This window comes from Chryseobacterium piscicola (assembly GCF_900156685.1).
In the GTDB taxonomy this organism is placed as follows: Bacteria; Bacteroidota; Bacteroidia; order Flavobacteriales; family Weeksellaceae; genus Chryseobacterium; species Chryseobacterium piscicola.
The window spans coordinates 292,988-310,323 of the sequence record NZ_FTOJ01000003.1 but is presented as its reverse complement, the minus strand read 5'-3'; the positions used below and the strand labels follow the sequence as shown (position 1 = coordinate 310,323).

Genomic DNA, 17,336 nt, shown 5'->3' with positions numbered 1-17,336 from the left:
CTTTGCAATTCATATAAATCAATTTAGAATGTATCAAAGCTTGGTAAGGAAAGAAATAATGGGAATTTTGGAAAAAGAAGTAGGCTCTTTTCTAGAAAAATTTTTAACCCCTATTGAAAAGATTTGGCAGCCTTCAGACTACCTTCCGGACCCCTCAAGTCCAGACTTTAAATACGATTTAGAGGAAATCCAAACTTTTGCTCGCGAAATGCCTTATGATTTATTTGTAACGCTTATTGGAGACTGCATTACAGAAGAAGCACTTCCTTCTTATGAGTCTTGGTTAATGAGTGTTGACGGAATTGATCAAGAAAAAAGTGGACCAAGCTGGGCAAGCTGGATAAGATCATGGACGGCTGAAGAAAACAGACACGGCGATTTACTCGGGAAATATCTTTACTTATGTGGTAGAGTAAACATGAGACAAGTAGAAATTACTACCCAATACCTAATAAGTGATGGTTTTGATATAGGAACAAGCATGGATCCTTACAGAAACTTTATATATACTAGCTTTCAAGAGACAGCCACTAACGTTTCTCATAGAAGAGTAGGTACTTTAGCGAAGCAATCTGGAAATGGTAAATTAGCAAAAATGTGTGGTGTAATAGCGGCTGATGAAGCAAGACACGCAAAAGCATACAAACATTTTGTTGCGAAAATTTTAGAATTAGATCCTTCAGAAATGATCTTAGCATTCGAAGATATGATGCGTAAGAAAATTGTAATGCCAGCTCACATGATGAGACAATCTGGGCAGGCTGCAGGCGAACTTTGGGGGCATTTCTCAGATGCTGCACAAAGATGTATGGTATATACAGGACAAGATTATATCAACATCATGAAAGATCTTCTTGATGAATGGAAAATTGAACACATCACTGGTCTTACCGAGAAAGCCGAAAAAGCTCAGGAATATTTAATGAAACTTCCATCGAGACTTCAGAAAATTACTGATAGAATTTCTACCCCAGATCTTCAATTCCAATTCAGTTGGGTAAAACATTAAATAAAAGTTTAACTATTTTATCAAAATACAGTGTTGCAGTAATGTAGCACTTTTTTATTTTATTTAGTATCTTTGCAGAGCATAATGATACATAAAGATGAATAATAAAAAAATTGCAGTAGATTTTGACGGAACAGTTGTAGAAGATGCCTATCCATCGGTAGGTAAAGCTAAAATTTTCGCATTTGAAACCCTGAAAAAACTACAGTCTGAAGGCTATAGATTAATTCTTTGGACGTACCGTCATGGGCCCGCTTTAGAAGATGCTATAGAATTCTGCAGAAAAAACGGACTAGAATTTTATGCCGTAAACTCAAGTTTTGAAGGTGAAGTTTTTGATTCTGCTACGCAATCAAGAAAAATTGATGCCGATTGGTTTATTGATGACCGAAATATTGGCGGCTTTCCTGGCTGGGGAGAAATCTATAATATTATCACTGATAGAATAGAGTTCCGTGTTGAAGGTGGTGAAGTTTTAGCCTATTCAAAACTTAAAAAAGAAAAGAAAAAAGGACTTTTCTGGTAAGAAATCCTATGTAACAATTTACCAATATAACAATCTATCAATCAGCCATTGTTACACTGATACACTTTTAGATTGCTACATTTATAGAATTAATGATTCATTTAAAAAATATAGACGAACTTCGTCTAATGAAAGAAAGCGCAAGGTTGGTTTCCAAAACTTTAGGAATGATTGCTAAAGAAATTAAACCAGGAATTACAACGCTTTATTTAGATAAATTAGCTCATGATTTCATCAAAGATCATGGCGCAGAACCCGCATTTTTGGGATATGGAGGTTTTCCGTATTCACTCTGTATATCGCCTAATGATCAAGTGGTACACGGTTTTCCAAGCAAGGAAGAAATTAAAGAAGGCGATGTGCTTTCTGTAGATTGCGGAGCTATCCTCAACGGTTTTGTGGGAGATCACGCTTATACATTCGAAATTGGAGAAGTTGCCAGTGAAACAAAAAAATTACTGAAAGTTGCCAAAGAATCTTTATACAAAGGAATAGAGCAATGTGTAAGAGGAAAAAGAATTGGTGATATTTCTTATGCAATTCAAAATCATTGCGAAAAACAAGGTTATGGTGTGGTAAAAGAATTGGTGGGTCATGGTGTTGGAAGAAAAATGCATGAAGATCCGCAAGTTCCTAATTACGGTAGACAGGGAAGTGGAAAAGTCATCAAAGATGGTTTAACAATTGCCATTGAACCCATGATTAACCTTGGAACTGAAAAGGTGAAATTTCATAATGATGGATGGACAGTTACAACATTAGACAACAAACCTTCTGCGCATTTTGAGCATGATGTTGCTGTAATCAACGGTAAACCAGTACTTTTGTCTACTTTTCAATATATATATGATGCATTGGGAATTGTGAGTGATGAAGAGAAGGCTTTTCAATTGGATTTTTAATGAAAAAACTTACCAAACTTTTACTCAATAAAATCCCAAGACCCATGCTTATTCAGATGAGCGTTTGGGCACGTCCGTTGATATATCAGTTCTTTAAAGGCGATAAATTTTTTGACCCTATTGACGGTAGATCTTACAGGAAATTTCTTCCTTACGGATACGGAACTCAGCGTGAAAACGCTTTGTCTCCGGGAACTCTGAGCCTAGAGAGGCACCGTCAGATGTTTCTTTATCTTCAGAACGAGACAGAATTTTTTACCAGAAATTATAAAGTTCTCCACATTGCTCCCGAACAAGAGTTTTTGAGAAAATTCAAAAAAATGAAAAATCTAGAGTATATTTCTGCAGATCTTTTCTCGCCTATTGTAGATGTAAAAGCAGATATTTTGGATCTTCCCTTTGCAGATGAGAGTTTTGACATTATTTTCTGTAATCATGTTTTGGAACATATTCAGGATGATGCAAAAGCAATGAGCGAATTATATCGTGTGATGAGACCTGGAGGATGGGGGATTTTGCAGGTTCCGATGAAAAATTCACTAGAAAAAACCTACGAAGATTTCACCATTACAGATCCTAAGGAAAGACAAAAACATTTCGGGCAGTACGATCATGTTCGCTGGTATGGTATAGATTATTTTGACAGATTAAAAGAGGCTGGTTTTGAAACTGAAATTAATTTTTACTCACAACAGTTTTCTGATGAAGAAATCAATAAATACGGTTTAAGAAAAAACGAAATTTTACCGATAGTTCTAAAAAAATAAAAAACGGCTTCAGATTTTGAAGCCGTTTTTCTTTTATGTTTCGTGTATTTTATAATTAAAATTAATGTGAAACTGCCTTCAATCCAATTACAGAACCAATCAATGTACATATAAAAAATATTCTCCAGAAGCTTGCGGGATCTTTAAAGATGAAAATTCCTACCAATGCAGTTCCTACAGCTCCAATCCCAGTCCATACAGCATAAGCGGTTCCGATAGGTAATGTTTCTGTGGCTTTGATGAGCAACAGCATACTTACCGTTAAGCAGAATAAAAAACCGCCAAACCACCAGTACATCATGTTTCCCGAAGTTTCTTTTACTTTTCCGAGACATGATGCAAAAGCAACTTCAAACAATCCTGCGATGATTAAAATAATCCAGTTCATTTTAAAAAATTTATGATGTAAAATTGATATTTTAAAATCAATTAAAATTTTACAATTGTTAAAAAATACTGATTAGAATTCTCAATCATCAATCGCATAATCACTCAATTTTCACACTGTAAAACTCTTCATACGCCTCAGTTCACTTTATCTCTGCCCTAATTCTGCTTAAAGTCACCTGCGACATTCCCAGATAAGAAGCGATATGCCCCAGCTGAATTCTTTGCAAAAGATAAGGTTTGTCTTTTAGTAAATCTTTATAGCGCTCAAGAGCCGTTTTGTATTGTCTAGAAATAATTAATTCCTCAGTCTTTACCAGTTCACGTTCTGCAAATTTCCTTCCCCAATTGGCAATATGAATATCCTCATTAAATAACAACTTCAGCTGAGAAGTTTCTAGCTTATACAATTCGCAATCTTCTAAAAGCTCAATACTTTCATAGCCAGGTTTTCCTTCTACATAGCTTTTCATAGATACTATTGGTTCGCCTTCCGTACCAAACCAGAACGTAATATCATTATTTTCTGAAGAAGTGTAGGCTCTGGCAATACCTTTCTTTAAAAAATAAATATAAGGCACCACTTTATGGGCTTCCATCAAACAAAACCCTTTAGAATATTTTCCTTTTGAAATATGTAGCTTCAGATTTTCTCTAGAAGATTCTGGAAGTTGGTAAATTTGATTAAGAATTTCGTCAATATCCATAAATAAATTATATTTAGCAAAAGCTTTTTGTTGAAAATGCGTTTTTTAATACTTGCTTTTTTATTGAAAAGGCTTTTTTTACCCTCTTCAATATACTTGCTGCTAAAACCTCAGTTTAATCTAATGTTTTAAACATGTATTTCATTCAAAAATAAACTTTTTTGAACATCTAATTTTAATAATCATCAAAACACCAATTTTGTTTTTAGTAACTTTGCCAATCGTAACAAAAACGAATTAATTTTTTTATATGCATAAAGCAGGATTTGTAAATATCGTTGGAAAGCCAAATGCCGGAAAATCTACCCTTCTAAATCAATTGATGGGAGAGAAATTGGCTATAGTAACACAAAAGGCCCAAACAACTAGACACAGAATTTTTGGAATTTATAATGAAGAAGACCTACAAATTGTATTTTCTGATACTCCCGGAGTTTTAGATCCAAAATATGGTTTGCAAGAAAAAATGATGGATTTTGTGAAAGACTCATTGCAAGATGCAGACGTTTTTCTTTTCATCGTAGACGTTACCGATAAAGCCGAACCATCAGAATTTTTAATTGACAAATTAAATAAAATTCCAGTTCCGGTTTTATTATTATTAAATAAAATAGACCAAACCAACCAAGAAGGTTTAGAAAAAATAGCTACCGAATGGCACGAAAGGATTCCTAAAGCTGAAATTCTTCCTATTTCGGCACTCAATGCTTTTAACCTTGATATTATTTTGCCTAAATTAAAATCAATGTTACCAGAGAGCCCGGCTTACTATGATAAAGATATGTATACCGATAAACCTGAACGTTTCTTCGTTAATGAAGCCATCAGGGAGAAAATTCTTTTGAATTATGATAAAGAAATTCCATATTCTGTAGAAGTTGTTACAGAAATGTTTAAAGAAAAAGAAGGTATTATCTTTATTGATTCTATCATTTACGTAGAAAGAGACACGCAGAAGGGAATCATCATAGGGCACAAAGGTGAAGCCATTAAAAAAGTAGGAACTGAAGCAAGAATAGATTTAGAAAAGTTTTTTTCGAAAAAAATTCATTTAAACCTTTTTGTGAAAGTAAAAAAAGACTGGAGAAAGAACGACAGAGATTTGAAGAATTTTGGATATAGATAGACTAAAAACCTAATATTCATCGTCGAATTAAAAGATTTTTGCTATCTTTAAACTAAAATTTTCAAGTCGATGAGCTATCAAAATTTAAAATCTAATCCACTTATTTTCGATATTGTCTTGCTTATTGTAAGATTGTTTATAGGATTTGCCATGATTTCACACGGATTTCCTAAACTTCAAGATTTAATTGATGGTGTAGATAAACCATTCTTTGATTTTATTGGTTTAGGCCCGGAAATCACTTTATCATTAACAGTTTTTGCAGAATTTGTTTGTTCAATATTTATTATTTTAGGATTATTTACAAGAATTGCTGCAGGAATTCTGCTTTTTACAATGTCAGTTGCAGCATTTGTGGTACATGGAGCAGATGATTTTGCGAAAAAAGAAGCCAGCTTACTTTATCTTTCAATTTATACAATTATTGCCACGGTAGGAGCAGGAAGATTTTCGGTTGATGGTATGATTGAGAAACGAAAACGAACTTCAGATTGGTAAAATAATAGACATAAAATAGAAATCCCGAAACTTAAAAATTTCGGGATTTTTTATGTGTATTTTTTTAGATTTTAAATTCTCAAAAGAGTTTAAAATCTAAAACATCATATCTCAAATCAACTAAGACAGTTTCTGAGAATCTGCAACAAACTGAGCCAATCCGCTATCTGTTAAAGGATGTTTCAACAAACTCAAAATCGGAGGAAGCGGAGAAGTAATAACATCTGCACCAATTTTTGCACAATCAATAATGTGCATTGAATGACGGATAGAAGCCGCTAATATTTCGGTTTCATACATATAATTATCAAAAATTAATCTTATTTCTTGGATCAAATTCAGACCGTCTGTAGAAATATCATCCAACCTTCCTAAGAATGGCGAAACATAAGTTGCTCCTGCTTTTGCCGCTAAAAGCGCCTGTCCTGCAGAGAAAATCAATGTACAGTTTGTTTTGATACCTTTATCAGAAAAATATTTTAAAGCTTTGATACCGTCTTTAATCATCGGGATTTTCACCACAATATTCGGATGAATGGCAGCCAATTCGTCTCCTTCTTTAATCATTTCTTCATAGGTTGTAGAAAGAACTTCAGCAGAAATATCTCCGTCAACGATTTCGCAAATTGCTTTGTAGTGGTTTCTGATCTCTTCAGCACCACGAATTCCTTCTTTCGCCATCAAAGACGGGTTGGTAGTTACGCCATCAAGAATCCCAAGATCTTTGGCTTCTTTAATCTGCTCTAAATTGGCAGTGTCAATAAAAAATTTCATTTCGTTAAATTAGATTTAATTTCCACAAAGATAAACAATACTCGGAAATGATTTTCTAATGCTTTACCAATTCTTAGTTTTAATTATCTTTGTTTATACAGAACTGTTCTTTGCTGTTTTTTTTACTGGAAAAGAATTTTATTATCTTTAAAAAATGAATATCATACTAGCATCTACTTCCACACTTTTTGGCGGAAATTACTTAGAATATTTAAAAGAAGAGTTAATCGGATTATACAAAGGGATAGACGAAATTATTTTTATACCTTTCGCAAGACCGGGCGGCATCTCACACGAAGATTACACAGAAAAAGCGAAATCTTTTTTTGAAACCATCAATATTAGAGTAAGAGGTTTACATGAATTTGATGATAAAACGGAAGCTTTGGATCTGGCTAAGGGTTTTTTTACGGGTGGCGGAAATACTTTTCTGCTTGTAAAAACGTTACATGAAGAAAATCTGATGTCTGTTTTAAAGAAAAACATCGAGGCTGGAAAACCTTATCTAGGATGCAGTGCCGGAAGCAATATTGGCGGACAAAACATGAAAACAACGAACGATATGCCCATTGTTTATCCCCCAAGCTTTGATTGTATGGGGTTGGTTCCTTTTAATATCAATCCGCATTATTTGGATCCTAATCCAGAATTGAAACATAACGGAGAGACTAGAGAAACAAGAATTAAAGAATTTTTAACTCAAAATGAAATAAAAGTGGTGGGACTGCGTGAAGGAAACTGGATCAGAAGAATAGACAATATAATTACTGTAGAAGGCAGCGAGTTGACGAGGATTTTTGAAAAAGGAAAGGAGCCTTATGAAATTAAAAGCGGTAGCCAGATTTAATTTAAATTCTTATTTTCTATAGTAATAAAACCCCTTTTGAATGAAAAAAATAGTCTTCCTATTTTCATTTTCCGCACAGCTTGTTTTTGCCCAAAACATCAACCAAAAGCTCGATGATGCAACAAAAAATCTGATGAATTCTTCAACAGCAATTTCATCAAATTTATCATTCTATGTTGCCGATGAAAATGGTAATTTAATTTATGAATATCAAGGAAAAAAAGGACTTTCAACGGCTTCTACTCAAAAGATTTTTACCGCAGCTGCTGCTTTGGAAATTTTAGGAAAAAACTATACTTACAAAACCGTTACTTCTTATTCTGGAATAATTTCTAAAGGAAATTTAAATGGAAACCTCTTTGTAACATCAAATGGCGATCCCACCTTAGGAAGCTGGAGATATGAAGGTTACAAACCAGAAAATTTTAAACAAAAACTCTTAGATGCCATAAAAAAAGCAGGAATTACAAAGATTTTCGGAGATTTGATTATTGATGATTCTTATTTTGATCATCAGACCGTTCCAGGTGGCTGGCCTTGGGATGATTTGGGGAATTATTACGGAGCTGGTGTTTGGGGAGTAAATTGGCGTGAAAATCAGTTTGACATCAACATTAACGGAACAGATTTTAAAAATTTTTCTTATCCGCTGGAAGGCGTAAAATGGCTCAATGATTTGAAAGCTGCTGGAAGTTCAGATCAAAGTTTGATTTTTACAGCTCCACATTCAAATGTTGCTTTAATTAACGGAAGTTTACCAGCAGGAAAAGTAACTACGGTTTCAGGATCTGTTCCTAATCCTCCTCTGCAATTGGGAATTGAAATAAAAAAATGGCTGAGCGATTCGAAGATTGAAATTTCAGGAAAAGTTTTCACTAATTCTCAATTGGAAATAGAAGGCCAAGAACCATTGAAAACCCCTACAAAAAATATCATTTTCACTTACGAATCGCCGACTTTAGACAAAATCGTTTTTTGGTTTCTGAGAAAATCTGTCAATATGTATGGCGAGAATTTAATTAAAACTTTAGGAAAAGAGAAAAAAGGTAATCCTAGTTTCAAAAGTGGTATTTCTTATTTAAAAGAATTTTGGAAATCTAAAGGAATTGACTCTGCTATGATAAATTTTGCAGATGGGAGCGGACTTTCGCCTCAAAACTATGTGTCTGCAAAAGCTGAAGTTCAAGCTTTACTTTATGCGAAAAAACAACCTTGGTTTGAAACCTATTACGACGGATTTCCCACTCAAGACAATGGTATGAAAATGAAAAGTGGAACCATGCGAGACACAAAATCCTACGCAGGTTATTACACCTCTAAAGATGGAAAAAATTATGTTTATTCTATTATCATAAATAATTATCAAGGAAGTGGAAGCTCAGAACTGCAAAAAATCCTGAATGTTTTAAAATAATCAGATGAAAAACCGTCCTTTTTTAGCACGACTCAGCAATTGGTTTGTTTTTACAATACTGACTGTAATTGTTGTGGCGCTCATTGTTTCATCCAATATTCTCATTAATAATTTGAGAAATAAAGAAGCTGAACGCATCAAAGTCTTTGCAACGGCTATTAAAATTATGCAGGGAACAGAACAGACAAGTTCAGAAACGATGGATCTTATTTTCGCAATTTTGAACGAAAATGATCAAATTCCAACGATCTTGGCTGACGAAAATAAAAATCCGCTTATTTATGAGGGAAGTTCGAGAAATATTCCGCAGGAAATTTTAGACAATCCTAAAGAGTTGAAAAAACTCATCGTAAAAATGGAAAGCAATTACGCACCCATTGAAATAGAAATTACCAAAGGTGATAAGCAATTGCTTTTTTACGATAACTCAAAGTTGCTCAGTGATTTAAGATATTATCCATACTTTTTAGGACTATTCATTATCTCTTATCTCGCTTTCATTTTCTGGTTTCTGAGAACCATTAAAAAAACCGATGAAGGCTATCTCTGGGCAGGCTTGGCAAAAGAAACAGCACATCAAATTGGAACTCCATTATCTTCAATGATTGGATGGATGGAAATCATGAAACTAGAAACCCCCGATTCTGAAGGTGTTCATGAGATAGAAAAAGACATCGAAAGATTAAGAACAATTTCCGAAAGATTTTCTAAAATAGGATCTGTCCCTGAGCTTAATGACATGAATCTTAATGCTACAATTAAAGAAAATTACGATTATTTAAAAACAAGAATTTCACGAAAAGTTGATTTTACGATTCATCTTCCAACCTATCCAGTTTTGGTACCGCATAATAAAATTTTGATCAGCTGGGTTATAGAAAATCTTGTAAAAAATGCTGTTGATGCAATGAAAGGAGAGGGAAAACTTCAAATTTGGATGATGGGTAAAAATAAAAATATACTAATTGAAGTGAAAGACAATGGAAGCGGAATGACACATAATCAAGCTTTAAATGCTTTCAAACCAGGTTATTCTACAAAAAAAAGAGGTTGGGGTTTGGGGCTTAGTTTAGCAAAAAGAGTAGTGCAAGAATATCATAATGGGGATATAAAAATTTCTCAAACAGAATTGGGAAAAGGAACAACTTTCAGAATTTCAATTAGAAAGTAATAGAATTAATGATTAGTTTATTACTGAAAGCAAAACGATAAAAGCAAAAAAAATCACTATTTTTGAGGCATGATTACAGCAAAAAATATTCGTAAATCATACGGAGCTTTAGAAGTACTAAAAGGAGTAGATCTTCACATCAAAACAGGTGAAGTAGTCTCTATTGTGGGAGAATCCGGTGCAGGTAAGTCTACACTTTTGCAGATTCTGGGTACCTTAGATAGCCCTTCTTCTCCTAAAGAAAACAATACAGAAATCACAATTGCGGGAGAATCTTTCATTAATATGACCGATAAACAAATTTCTAAATTCAGAAATCAGAATATTGGTTTTGTTTTTCAGTTTCATCAGCTTTTACCAGAGTTTACAGCTTTGGAAAATGTTTTAATTCCTACTAAAATTGCAGGCGCCAACGAAAGAGAAGCTATAGAAAGAGCAGAATCTATTTTTGAAGATTTAAAAATTCAGCATCGTTTAGATCATAAACCAACTCAGCTTTCTGGTGGTGAAGCACAGCGTGTAGCGGTGGCCAGAGCATTAATCAATTCACCAAAAATAATTTTTGCCGACGAGCCTACAGGAAATCTGGATTCTAAAAATGCAGATGATCTTCACCGTCTTTTTTTTGATTTAAGAGACAAGTACAACCAAACTTTTGTGATTGTAACGCATAATCCAAATCTTGCTGAGATTACAGACAGAAAATTGGTCATGGTAGACGGTTTAATTGTAGAGTAAAAATATGTTTAAAAATTTTCTTTTTTTGCTGATTCTAGTTTTTGTGAGTTGCGAAGGAACATCTCAGACTTTTACAATGCAGATTCCTAAAGAGAAAATAACTGAATTGAAAACTTTTATAAAAGGCAAAAATTATAATCAAGATATTGCGGTTTTTATTAATTATAAAATTAAATCAGGAAAATACAGATATTTTGTTTACGATTTTAAAAACGATAAAATTCTACAATCCGCAATCGTTTCACATGGCTCCGGATCAGATACTGATATTTATGGTAATTTAAAATTCAGCAATACTGAAAATTCATATCAGTCGTCTTTGGGCAAATTCGAAATTAAAGAATCTTATTCTGGTAAGTTTGGCAAATCCTATCGTCTGGATGGTTTAGACAAAACCAACAGTAATGCAAGAAGCCGTGCCATTGTTTTACATTCTTTAGGATGTGTTTCAGATTTAGAATCAAATCAGCCGGCTTGTTTAAGTTTGGGTTGCCCCATGCTTTCGCCAAAATCATTTAAAGAAACGGCAAAATATATTGATATTTCTGATAAAACGATGATTTTATATGCTTTTTATTAAATTAAATTCAGAAAAATGTCCATTAAATTTTTAGCAGAAGACGACAGACCAAGAGAAAAATTTTTACTGAAAGGGAAAAATTCACTTTCTGATTCTGAACTTTTAGCCATCATTATGGGTAGCGGAAGTCGTGATGAAACTGCTGTGGAGTTGGCAAGAAAAATTTTAGCCTCAGTTGGCAACAGTTGGCATCAATTGAGTTTACTTACTATTAAGGATTTAACAAAATTTAAAGGAGTAGGTGAAGTAAAAGCCATTTCTATAGCGACAGCTTTAGAAATCGGAAGAAGAAGATCAGCACAAGAAATTCCAGACAAACCACAAATTAACAGCAGTAAAACAGCCTACGATGTTTTGAAAATTCATTTATCAGATTTGAGAACAGAAGAATTTTGGGCTTTATTTTTAAATCAAAATAATAAAGTTGTGCATATTTCTCAGCTCACTCAAGGTGGAATAAGCCAATCTTTGGTTGATCTTAGAATATTATTTAAAATTGCTATGGATCATTTCGCCACCGGAATTATTGTTTCTCACAATCATCCTTCAGGAAATCTTAAGCCTAGCCAAGAAGACATTAATATAACAAAAAAAATAAAAGATGCTGGAACTCTTTTAAGCATACAGCTTTTAGACCATCTCATTATTACTCAAAATTCATATTTGAGCTTTGCAGACGAAGGATTATTATGATCAGAAAATTAAAATATAATGAAATTGATTTCGAAAAGTATTCTCAATGCCTAGAAAACTCGGCACAGAGAAAATATTCTGCAACAAAAATATTTTTAGACATTACAACAAATAAAAAATGGGAATTGCTTGTTTACAAAGATTACGAAGCTGTAATGCCTGTTCCTTATGTTTTCAAAGCTGGCATAAAGATAGTTTTAAACCCCATGCTTTGTCAGCAATTAGGAATTTTTTCTAAAGAAGATAATGTTGAAATCAATAATCATTTTTTAAAATTTTTAGAAAAAAAATATCTCATCAAGTTTTATACATTCAATGAATTCAATCATTTTAGTAGTTCTTTAAAGTGTAAAAAAAACTTTCTTATTCCTGTTAATAATTATGAAGATGTTTATTCTAAATATTCGCCGAAAAGAAAAAGAAAACTGAGATTAGAAAAAGAGATTGCAAATCATTGTGAAATTAAAAAAATTAGTTTTATTCAAGCTGAAGCTTTTATAAAAGATAATTTTTTGGGGGCTAGTAAAGAAAAAGATATTGATTTATTCATTTCTATTTTTAAGAAAATGTTTGAAGAAGGTTGTCTCAGTTTTTCGGCTTTTTATCTTCATAACAAAATTATAAATATTATTGCAATTTATTTTGATGATATTACTACTGCGCTTTTAGGAACGTTTAATGATAAAAACGCAGTCAAATTTTCTGGTGCTTCAATGTTGATAGATCATTGCATAAAAGAAAACATCCAGTACAAAGTTTTTGATTTTGAAGGAAGCCAATTACCTAATGTTGAAGAGTTTTTCCGTGGTTTCAGACCCGAACTTCGACCCTACCAGTTAATTGAATATTCTAAAGTAGATATTCTAAAAAAAATTGTGCGTTTTAAAATATTTTAAAAGTTGAGTTAAGCCGTTCTCATTATTTTTTTTATTTAATTATAAAATTTTACAAAAATAAAATCAAAATCCTTTTTTAAATTTTAATATTATGAAATACTGCGCATTTCTACGTGGCGTTAACGTAAAAGGGACTACTATGAAAATGGCGGATGTCTGTAAAGTGTTTATAGATGCAGGAATGCAAGATGTAACTTCTGTTTTAGCATCTGGGAATATTATATTTTCATCAGATAAAAAAGAAAATCAACTTAAAATTATTCTTCAAGAGGCAATGTCTGAAAACTTTAATTATGAAGCATTTCTCTTTGTGAAAAACCAGCAAGAAATAGATTTTTTTTTGAAAAACAATCCGTTCACAAAAAATAATGATTTGCATGTTTATGGTTTTGTTGGCAAAGAAAATTTTGAAGAAATACTGATGCAAGAGTTTCAAAATTCTGAAACAACAGATAATGAAGATGCAAAAATTGTAAACGGTTTTTTTTATTGGCAAATTCCGAAGGGAAATACTCTAGATTCCACCTTTAGCAAAATTTTAGGCAAAAAAAACATGAAAGATCAGTTTACCAGCAGAAATATTAATACTTTTGAAAAAATCATCCAAAAAATGACTTAAATTTTATGTATTTTTACTGAACTTTTTTAATTTAATAAAATGATTCAGTATCTAGATAACATCCATCACAAGGATTCAAAAAACTTTTTTCTAATCGCAGGTCCTTGCATTATTGAAGGCGAAGACATGGCACTCAGGATTGCTGAAAAAGTTTTGGAATTAACCAATAAATACAAAATTCCTTATATTTTCAAAGGAAGCTTCAAAAAAGCCAACAGAAGCAGAGTAGACTCTTTTACAACAATAGGTGAAGAAAAATCTCTTGAAATTCTTAAAAAAGTAGGCCAAACTTTCAATATTCCAACCACAACGGATATACACGAAAACCAGCATGCAGCTCTGGCCGCACAATATGTAGATGTTTTACAAATTCCAGCTTTTTTGGTTCGTCAAACTGATCTTTTGGTAGCAGCAGCTGAAACAGGAAAATGTGTTTCTCTTAAAAAAGGACAATTTCTTTCTCCAGAATCAATGAAGTTTGCTGTGGAAAAAATTACCGATTCTAATAACCAAAAAGTAGCTATTATCGAGAGAGGAAATTCTTTTGGATATACAGATTTAATCGTTGATTACAGAGGCATTCCTACCATGAGAAATTACGCGCCGGTAATTTTAGATGTTACACATTCTCTTCAGCAGCCCAATCAAAGTTCTGGTATTACAGGTGGAAGACCAGACTTAATAGAAACCATTGCCAAAGCAGGGATTGCAGTAGGTGCAGACGGAATTTTCATAGAAACCCATCCAACCCCAGAAACAGCTTTATCTGATGGTGCCAATATGCTGAAACTTGATCTTTTGGAAGATTTACTTCAAAAGCTGACGAGGGTGAGAGAAGCAATATTATAATTAATTATTGAGGTTCAATCATTGATTTAATTCAAAACTCAATCGCCAATATGATATAAATTTTATGATAAAGAAACTTTCTTTACTTTTTTTCTTTTCAATTTTTTTTTGGTCTTCGGCTCAAAAGGCAGATTCATTGCAAATTGATTTTCCTGATAAGTATAAACTGAAATTGGCAAATTCCAAAGAAAATATGCAAATGAAGGTACTGGAGTATATTCCTGAAAACGAAAATTGGGAAAATTACAGCATCATTATTACCAAATTGACGATGAAAAACACGGCATCACTTCCCATGCAAACCCTTTTTGACTATCATAAGAAGATGGCTGAAGAAAAAGTGGTAAACTTAAAAGTTACAGAGATTTCAAGAAATAAAGAGGGCGAAAAAGAATACAAACTCTTTACCATGGAAGCCGATGCTTACAAAGATGCAGCTGGTACAGAATCTCAGGTTTACTATTTTATAAAAGGCAATCAAGATATTATTTTGTGCATTGCTGCAATAAAACAAAAAAAACTCCCTGCAGAGTTTATAGAAGAATGGTCAAATATTTTTCTTAAAAGCAGGATTATCAAATAAAAATTAATAAATTAACTTCCCGAAATCTTAAAGCATTTCTATTGAAAAAATTAGTTTTACCTCTCGGTCTTATACTTCCAATACTTGCGTTTTCGCAGGTTAAAAAGAAAGATACTACAAAAATTACCAATATTGAGGAAGTGGTTTTCCAAAGAAAAGATAAAGGTAAAACAAACGATCTTACTTCCGTTAGAATTTCGGCAAGAGATGCACAAAATGTAGCGAGTATTTCAGGTGGTATTGAAGGTTTAATTAAAACTTTGCCTTCCGTCAACTCCAATACCGAACTTTCTTCACAATACATGGTACGCGGTGGAAACTACGACGAAAATCTCATTTACATTAATGATATCGAGATTTACAGACCCTTTTTAATTAGAAATTCTCAGCAAGAAGGTTTAAGTATCATCAATCCGGATATGGTTTCTACGGTCAATTTTTCCGCAGGTGGTTTCGAGCCAAGATATGGTGATAAAATGTCATCAGCTTTAAATATTTATTATCGAGAGCCAGAAAAATCTGAAGTTTCTGGAGAAGCCAGTTTAATAGGAGGAAGATTAACAACCGGTTTAGCATCAAAAAATAAAAAATTGACTGCTTTATTTTCAGGAAGATACCGAAACACCAATTTGGTTCTAAATACTTTAAATGAAGACACAGATTTCAATCCTAAATATTATGATTTTCAATCTTATATAAATTATCATTTTAACGATAAACTTTCTGTTTCTTTCATAGGTTTTTATTCTAAAAACGATTATGAGATGATTCCTAAAGAAAGAGAAGTGAATTTTGGAACTGTAAGCCAACCTATCAACCTAAATGTATTTTACAACGGTAGAGAAACGGATGCTTATAAAAACATGATGGGAACAGTTTCTGTGAATTATAAACCTTCTGAAAAATGGAAATTTACTCTTGATAATTTTGCATACCAAAACCGTGAAAAAGAATATTACACGATTGCATCTAGCTATATTTTACAAACTTTTGATCCTATAACGGGAGCACCAGTTACTTCGTATGATGTTGGTGGGCAGATAGAGCATGCAAGAAATGATTTATTTGTAAGAACTTACGGTACTCAGCTTAGAACGCGTTTTTCTCCTAATGTAAACACAAATCTCGAATTTGGTTTTAAATTTGAAAAAGAAAATCTTCAGGATCTTACCAACGAATATAAATTGGTAGATTCTTCGGGATATAGTATTCCTACTTTGCCTTTTGATCCTAGGTTTCCAGATGCTTCAGATTTAGATTTGTTTTATAGCATTTCTGGTAAAAATCACATTCAGCCAACAAGGATGTCTGCTTATGCTCAATACTCTCAAAAGTTTTTTTGGGGAGCGAGCAAAGTTTTCATTAACGCAGGTGCAAGAGTAGCGCATTGGAGTTTCAATAAAGAAACCATTTTTTCACCAAGAATTCAGCTTGCAATAAAACCCGAATGGAATGCAGATATGCTTTTCACATTATCTGGTGGAGTTTATTATCAGTCTCCTTTTTATAAAGAAATTAAAGACTTGAATGGCAATTTTAATTCAGATATTAAATCTCAACGTTCAATTCAGGCAATTTTAAAAAACGATTACGAATTTACATTTGAAGACAGACCTTTTAAGCTTACTACAGAACTTTACTACAAAAAAATGAATGATCTGATTCCTTATTATATGGATAATGTAAGAATCAGGTATTCAGGCAAAAATAATGCTACGGGGTATGCTTACGGTGTAGACACCCGTCTTTTCGGGGAATTTGTTCCGGGGATTGATTCTTGGTTGTCTGCAAGCTATGCCCGAGTTTATGAAAATATATACGGAAGAGGTGATATTCCCAGACCAACCGATCAGCGATTTAGATTTGCCATGTTTTATCAGGATTATATGCCGAAATTTCCATCGATGAGAGTGAATTTGACTTTAACGTATGCGATGGGACTTCCAAATGGGGCTCCTGTTTTTACAGATCCATACCAATACCAGAAAACTTTACCTTCATACAAACGTGTAGATTTGGGACTTTCAAAAGTTTTTATTGATAGAAAAGACAAAAAGAAAACCTATGGATTTTGGGGTAATTTTGAAGAACTTATTTTGGGTGTACAAGTTTTCAATGCATTTAATATCAACAATACTGTCTCAAATCAATGGATAACAGATTCTAATACCAGTTTAATGTATCCTGTTCCGGTAAGGCTTACTGGACGATTTTTTAATGTAAAACTAGAATTTAAAATTAAATAATTTA

20 protein-coding genes are annotated in these 17,336 nt (G+C 32.9%); 17 read left to right on the top strand and 3 right to left on the bottom strand.

The window, feature by feature from the left end:
• The first annotated feature begins 28 nt into the window (after positions 1-28).
• From BW939_RS07450 to BW939_RS07435, 4 genes are all read left to right on the top strand, one after another.
• Positions 29-1,009, top strand: a complete 981-nt coding sequence (locus tag BW939_RS07450) for an acyl-ACP desaturase (protein ID WP_076451356.1) — start codon at positions 29-31, stop codon at positions 1,007-1,009.
• A gap of 97 nt (positions 1,010-1,106) precedes the next feature.
• A complete protein-coding gene (locus BW939_RS07445; protein WP_076451354.1) occupies positions 1,107-1,535 on the top strand; it encodes a BT0820 family HAD-type phosphatase in 429 nt (142 codons plus the stop codon).
• A gap of 92 nt (positions 1,536-1,627) precedes the next feature.
• Positions 1,628-2,437: a type I methionyl aminopeptidase gene (gene map, locus BW939_RS07440; RefSeq protein ID WP_076451352.1), complete on the top strand. Its 810-nt coding sequence runs from the start codon at positions 1,628-1,630 to the stop codon at positions 2,435-2,437.
• Positions 2,437-3,204, top strand: a complete 768-nt coding sequence (locus tag BW939_RS07435; protein WP_076451350.1) for a class I SAM-dependent methyltransferase — start codon at positions 2,437-2,439, stop codon at positions 3,202-3,204. Before map ends, BW939_RS07435 begins: the two co-directional genes overlap by 1 nt.
• 61 nt (positions 3,205-3,265) lie before the next feature.
• Here BW939_RS07435 and BW939_RS07430 read toward each other — a convergent pair whose 3' ends face one another.
• Positions 3,266-3,592 (bottom strand): DMT family transporter, encoded by a 327-nt coding sequence (locus BW939_RS07430; protein ID WP_076451348.1) that lies wholly within the window; start codon positions 3,590-3,592, stop codon positions 3,266-3,268.
• Positions 3,593-3,734: 142 nt separating this feature from the next.
• Complete coding sequence (locus tag BW939_RS07425; RefSeq protein ID WP_076451346.1) at positions 3,735-4,298, bottom strand: Crp/Fnr family transcriptional regulator; 564 nt, start codon at positions 4,296-4,298, stop codon at positions 3,735-3,737.
• A 250-nt stretch (positions 4,299-4,548) separates the two neighbouring features.
• On the opposite strand from BW939_RS07425, the gene era reads away from it, so the two are divergent.
• Both era and BW939_RS07415 read left to right on the top strand, forming a co-directional pair.
• Positions 4,549-5,424 carry a GTPase Era gene (gene era / locus BW939_RS07420; RefSeq protein ID WP_076451344.1) on the top strand — a complete coding sequence of 292 codons (876 nt, stop codon included), beginning with the start codon at positions 4,549-4,551 and terminating at the stop codon, positions 5,422-5,424.
• Positions 5,425-5,493: 69 nt separating this feature from the next.
• Positions 5,494-5,922, top strand: a complete 429-nt coding sequence (locus tag BW939_RS07415; RefSeq protein WP_076451341.1) for a DoxX family protein — start codon at positions 5,494-5,496, stop codon at positions 5,920-5,922.
• A 120-nt stretch (positions 5,923-6,042) separates the two neighbouring features.
• Here BW939_RS07415 and fsa read toward each other — a convergent pair whose 3' ends face one another.
• Positions 6,043-6,696, bottom strand: coding sequence for a fructose-6-phosphate aldolase (gene fsa / locus BW939_RS07410; protein WP_076451339.1), 654 nt, complete (start codon positions 6,694-6,696; stop codon positions 6,043-6,045).
• A gap of 154 nt (positions 6,697-6,850) precedes the next feature.
• On the opposite strand from fsa, the gene pepE reads away from it, so the two are divergent.
• From pepE to BW939_RS07355, 11 genes are all read left to right on the top strand, one after another.
• Entirely contained in the window at positions 6,851-7,543 is a 693-nt protein-coding gene (pepE, locus tag BW939_RS07405; protein ID WP_076451327.1) for a dipeptidase PepE, read from the top strand.
• A gap of 40 nt (positions 7,544-7,583) precedes the next feature.
• Positions 7,584-8,957: a D-alanyl-D-alanine carboxypeptidase/D-alanyl-D-alanine endopeptidase gene (dacB, locus tag BW939_RS07400; RefSeq protein ID WP_076451325.1), complete on the top strand. Its 1,374-nt coding sequence runs from the start codon at positions 7,584-7,586 to the stop codon at positions 8,955-8,957.
• Positions 8,958-8,961: 4 nt separating this feature from the next.
• Positions 8,962-10,128 carry a sensor histidine kinase gene (locus tag BW939_RS07395; RefSeq protein ID WP_076451323.1) on the top strand — a complete coding sequence of 389 codons (1,167 nt, stop codon included), beginning with the start codon at positions 8,962-8,964 and terminating at the stop codon, positions 10,126-10,128.
• Positions 10,129-10,197: 69 nt separating this feature from the next.
• Positions 10,198-10,866 carry an ABC transporter ATP-binding protein gene (locus BW939_RS07390; RefSeq protein ID WP_076451321.1) on the top strand — a complete coding sequence of 223 codons (669 nt, stop codon included), beginning with the start codon at positions 10,198-10,200 and terminating at the stop codon, positions 10,864-10,866.
• Positions 10,867-10,891: 25 nt separating this feature from the next.
• Positions 10,892-11,446: a murein L,D-transpeptidase catalytic domain-containing protein gene (locus BW939_RS07385; RefSeq protein WP_228417151.1), complete on the top strand. Its 555-nt coding sequence runs from the start codon at positions 10,892-10,894 to the stop codon at positions 11,444-11,446.
• Between the two features lie 15 nt (positions 11,447-11,461).
• Positions 11,462-12,139 (top strand): RadC family protein, encoded by a 678-nt coding sequence (gene radC / locus BW939_RS07380; protein ID WP_076451316.1) that lies wholly within the window; start codon positions 11,462-11,464, stop codon positions 12,137-12,139.
• Positions 12,136-13,035 carry a hypothetical protein gene (locus tag BW939_RS07375; RefSeq protein ID WP_084566617.1) on the top strand — a complete coding sequence of 300 codons (900 nt, stop codon included), beginning with the start codon at positions 12,136-12,138 and terminating at the stop codon, positions 13,033-13,035. The genes radC and BW939_RS07375 overlap by 4 nt, the downstream gene beginning before the upstream one ends.
• Before the next feature lie 91 nt (positions 13,036-13,126).
• Positions 13,127-13,654, top strand: coding sequence for a DUF1697 domain-containing protein (locus BW939_RS07370; RefSeq protein ID WP_185115867.1), 528 nt, complete (start codon positions 13,127-13,129; stop codon positions 13,652-13,654).
• Between the two features lie 39 nt (positions 13,655-13,693).
• Positions 13,694-14,503 carry a 3-deoxy-8-phosphooctulonate synthase gene (kdsA, locus tag BW939_RS07365; protein WP_076451310.1) on the top strand — a complete coding sequence of 270 codons (810 nt, stop codon included), beginning with the start codon at positions 13,694-13,696 and terminating at the stop codon, positions 14,501-14,503.
• A 64-nt stretch (positions 14,504-14,567) separates the two neighbouring features.
• Entirely contained in the window at positions 14,568-15,086 is a 519-nt protein-coding gene (locus BW939_RS07360; protein WP_076451308.1) for a hypothetical protein, read from the top strand.
• A gap of 41 nt (positions 15,087-15,127) precedes the next feature.
• The gene (locus tag BW939_RS07355) at positions 15,128-17,332 is read left to right on the top strand and encodes a TonB-dependent receptor plug domain-containing protein (RefSeq protein WP_076451306.1); all 2,205 of its coding nucleotides are present in this window, start codon (positions 15,128-15,130) and stop codon (positions 17,330-17,332) included.
• Positions 17,333-17,336 lie beyond the last annotated feature (4 nt).

Bases quoted from the DNA above. Each gene is read 5' to 3' on its own strand.
- BW939_RS07370 (WP_185115867.1), top strand. From the start codon at position 13,127: ATGAAATACTGCGCATTTCTACGTGGCGTTAACGTAAAAGGGACTACT.
- BW939_RS07425 (WP_076451346.1), bottom strand. From the start codon at position 4,298: ATGGATATTGACGAAATTCTTAATCAAATTTACCAACTTCCAGAATCT.
- fsa (WP_076451339.1), bottom strand. From the start codon at position 6,696: ATGAAATTTTTTATTGACACTGCCAATTTAGAGCAGATTAAAGAAGCC.
- map (WP_076451352.1), top strand. From the start codon at position 1,628: ATGATTCATTTAAAAAATATAGACGAACTTCGTCTAATGAAAGAAAGC.
- dacB (WP_076451325.1), top strand. From the start codon at position 7,584: ATGAAAAAAATAGTCTTCCTATTTTCATTTTCCGCACAGCTTGTTTTT.
- BW939_RS07360 (WP_076451308.1), top strand. From the start codon at position 14,568: ATGATAAAGAAACTTTCTTTACTTTTTTTCTTTTCAATTTTTTTTTGG.
- era (WP_076451344.1), top strand. From the start codon at position 4,549: ATGCATAAAGCAGGATTTGTAAATATCGTTGGAAAGCCAAATGCCGGA.
- BW939_RS07445 (WP_076451354.1), top strand. From the start codon at position 1,107: ATGAATAATAAAAAAATTGCAGTAGATTTTGACGGAACAGTTGTAGAA.
- radC (WP_076451316.1), top strand. From the start codon at position 11,462: ATGTCCATTAAATTTTTAGCAGAAGACGACAGACCAAGAGAAAAATTT.
- pepE (WP_076451327.1), top strand. From the start codon at position 6,851: ATGAATATCATACTAGCATCTACTTCCACACTTTTTGGCGGAAATTAC.
- BW939_RS07395 (WP_076451323.1), top strand. From the start codon at position 8,962: ATGAAAAACCGTCCTTTTTTAGCACGACTCAGCAATTGGTTTGTTTTT.
- kdsA (WP_076451310.1), top strand. From the start codon at position 13,694: ATGATTCAGTATCTAGATAACATCCATCACAAGGATTCAAAAAACTTT.
- BW939_RS07390 (WP_076451321.1), top strand. From the start codon at position 10,198: ATGATTACAGCAAAAAATATTCGTAAATCATACGGAGCTTTAGAAGTA.
- BW939_RS07450 (WP_076451356.1), top strand. From the start codon at position 29: ATGTATCAAAGCTTGGTAAGGAAAGAAATAATGGGAATTTTGGAAAAA.
- BW939_RS07430 (WP_076451348.1), bottom strand. From the start codon at position 3,592: ATGAACTGGATTATTTTAATCATCGCAGGATTGTTTGAAGTTGCTTTT.
- BW939_RS07435 (WP_076451350.1), top strand. From the start codon at position 2,437: ATGAAAAAACTTACCAAACTTTTACTCAATAAAATCCCAAGACCCATG.
- BW939_RS07415 (WP_076451341.1), top strand. From the start codon at position 5,494: ATGAGCTATCAAAATTTAAAATCTAATCCACTTATTTTCGATATTGTC.
- BW939_RS07375 (WP_084566617.1), top strand. From the start codon at position 12,136: ATGATCAGAAAATTAAAATATAATGAAATTGATTTCGAAAAGTATTCT.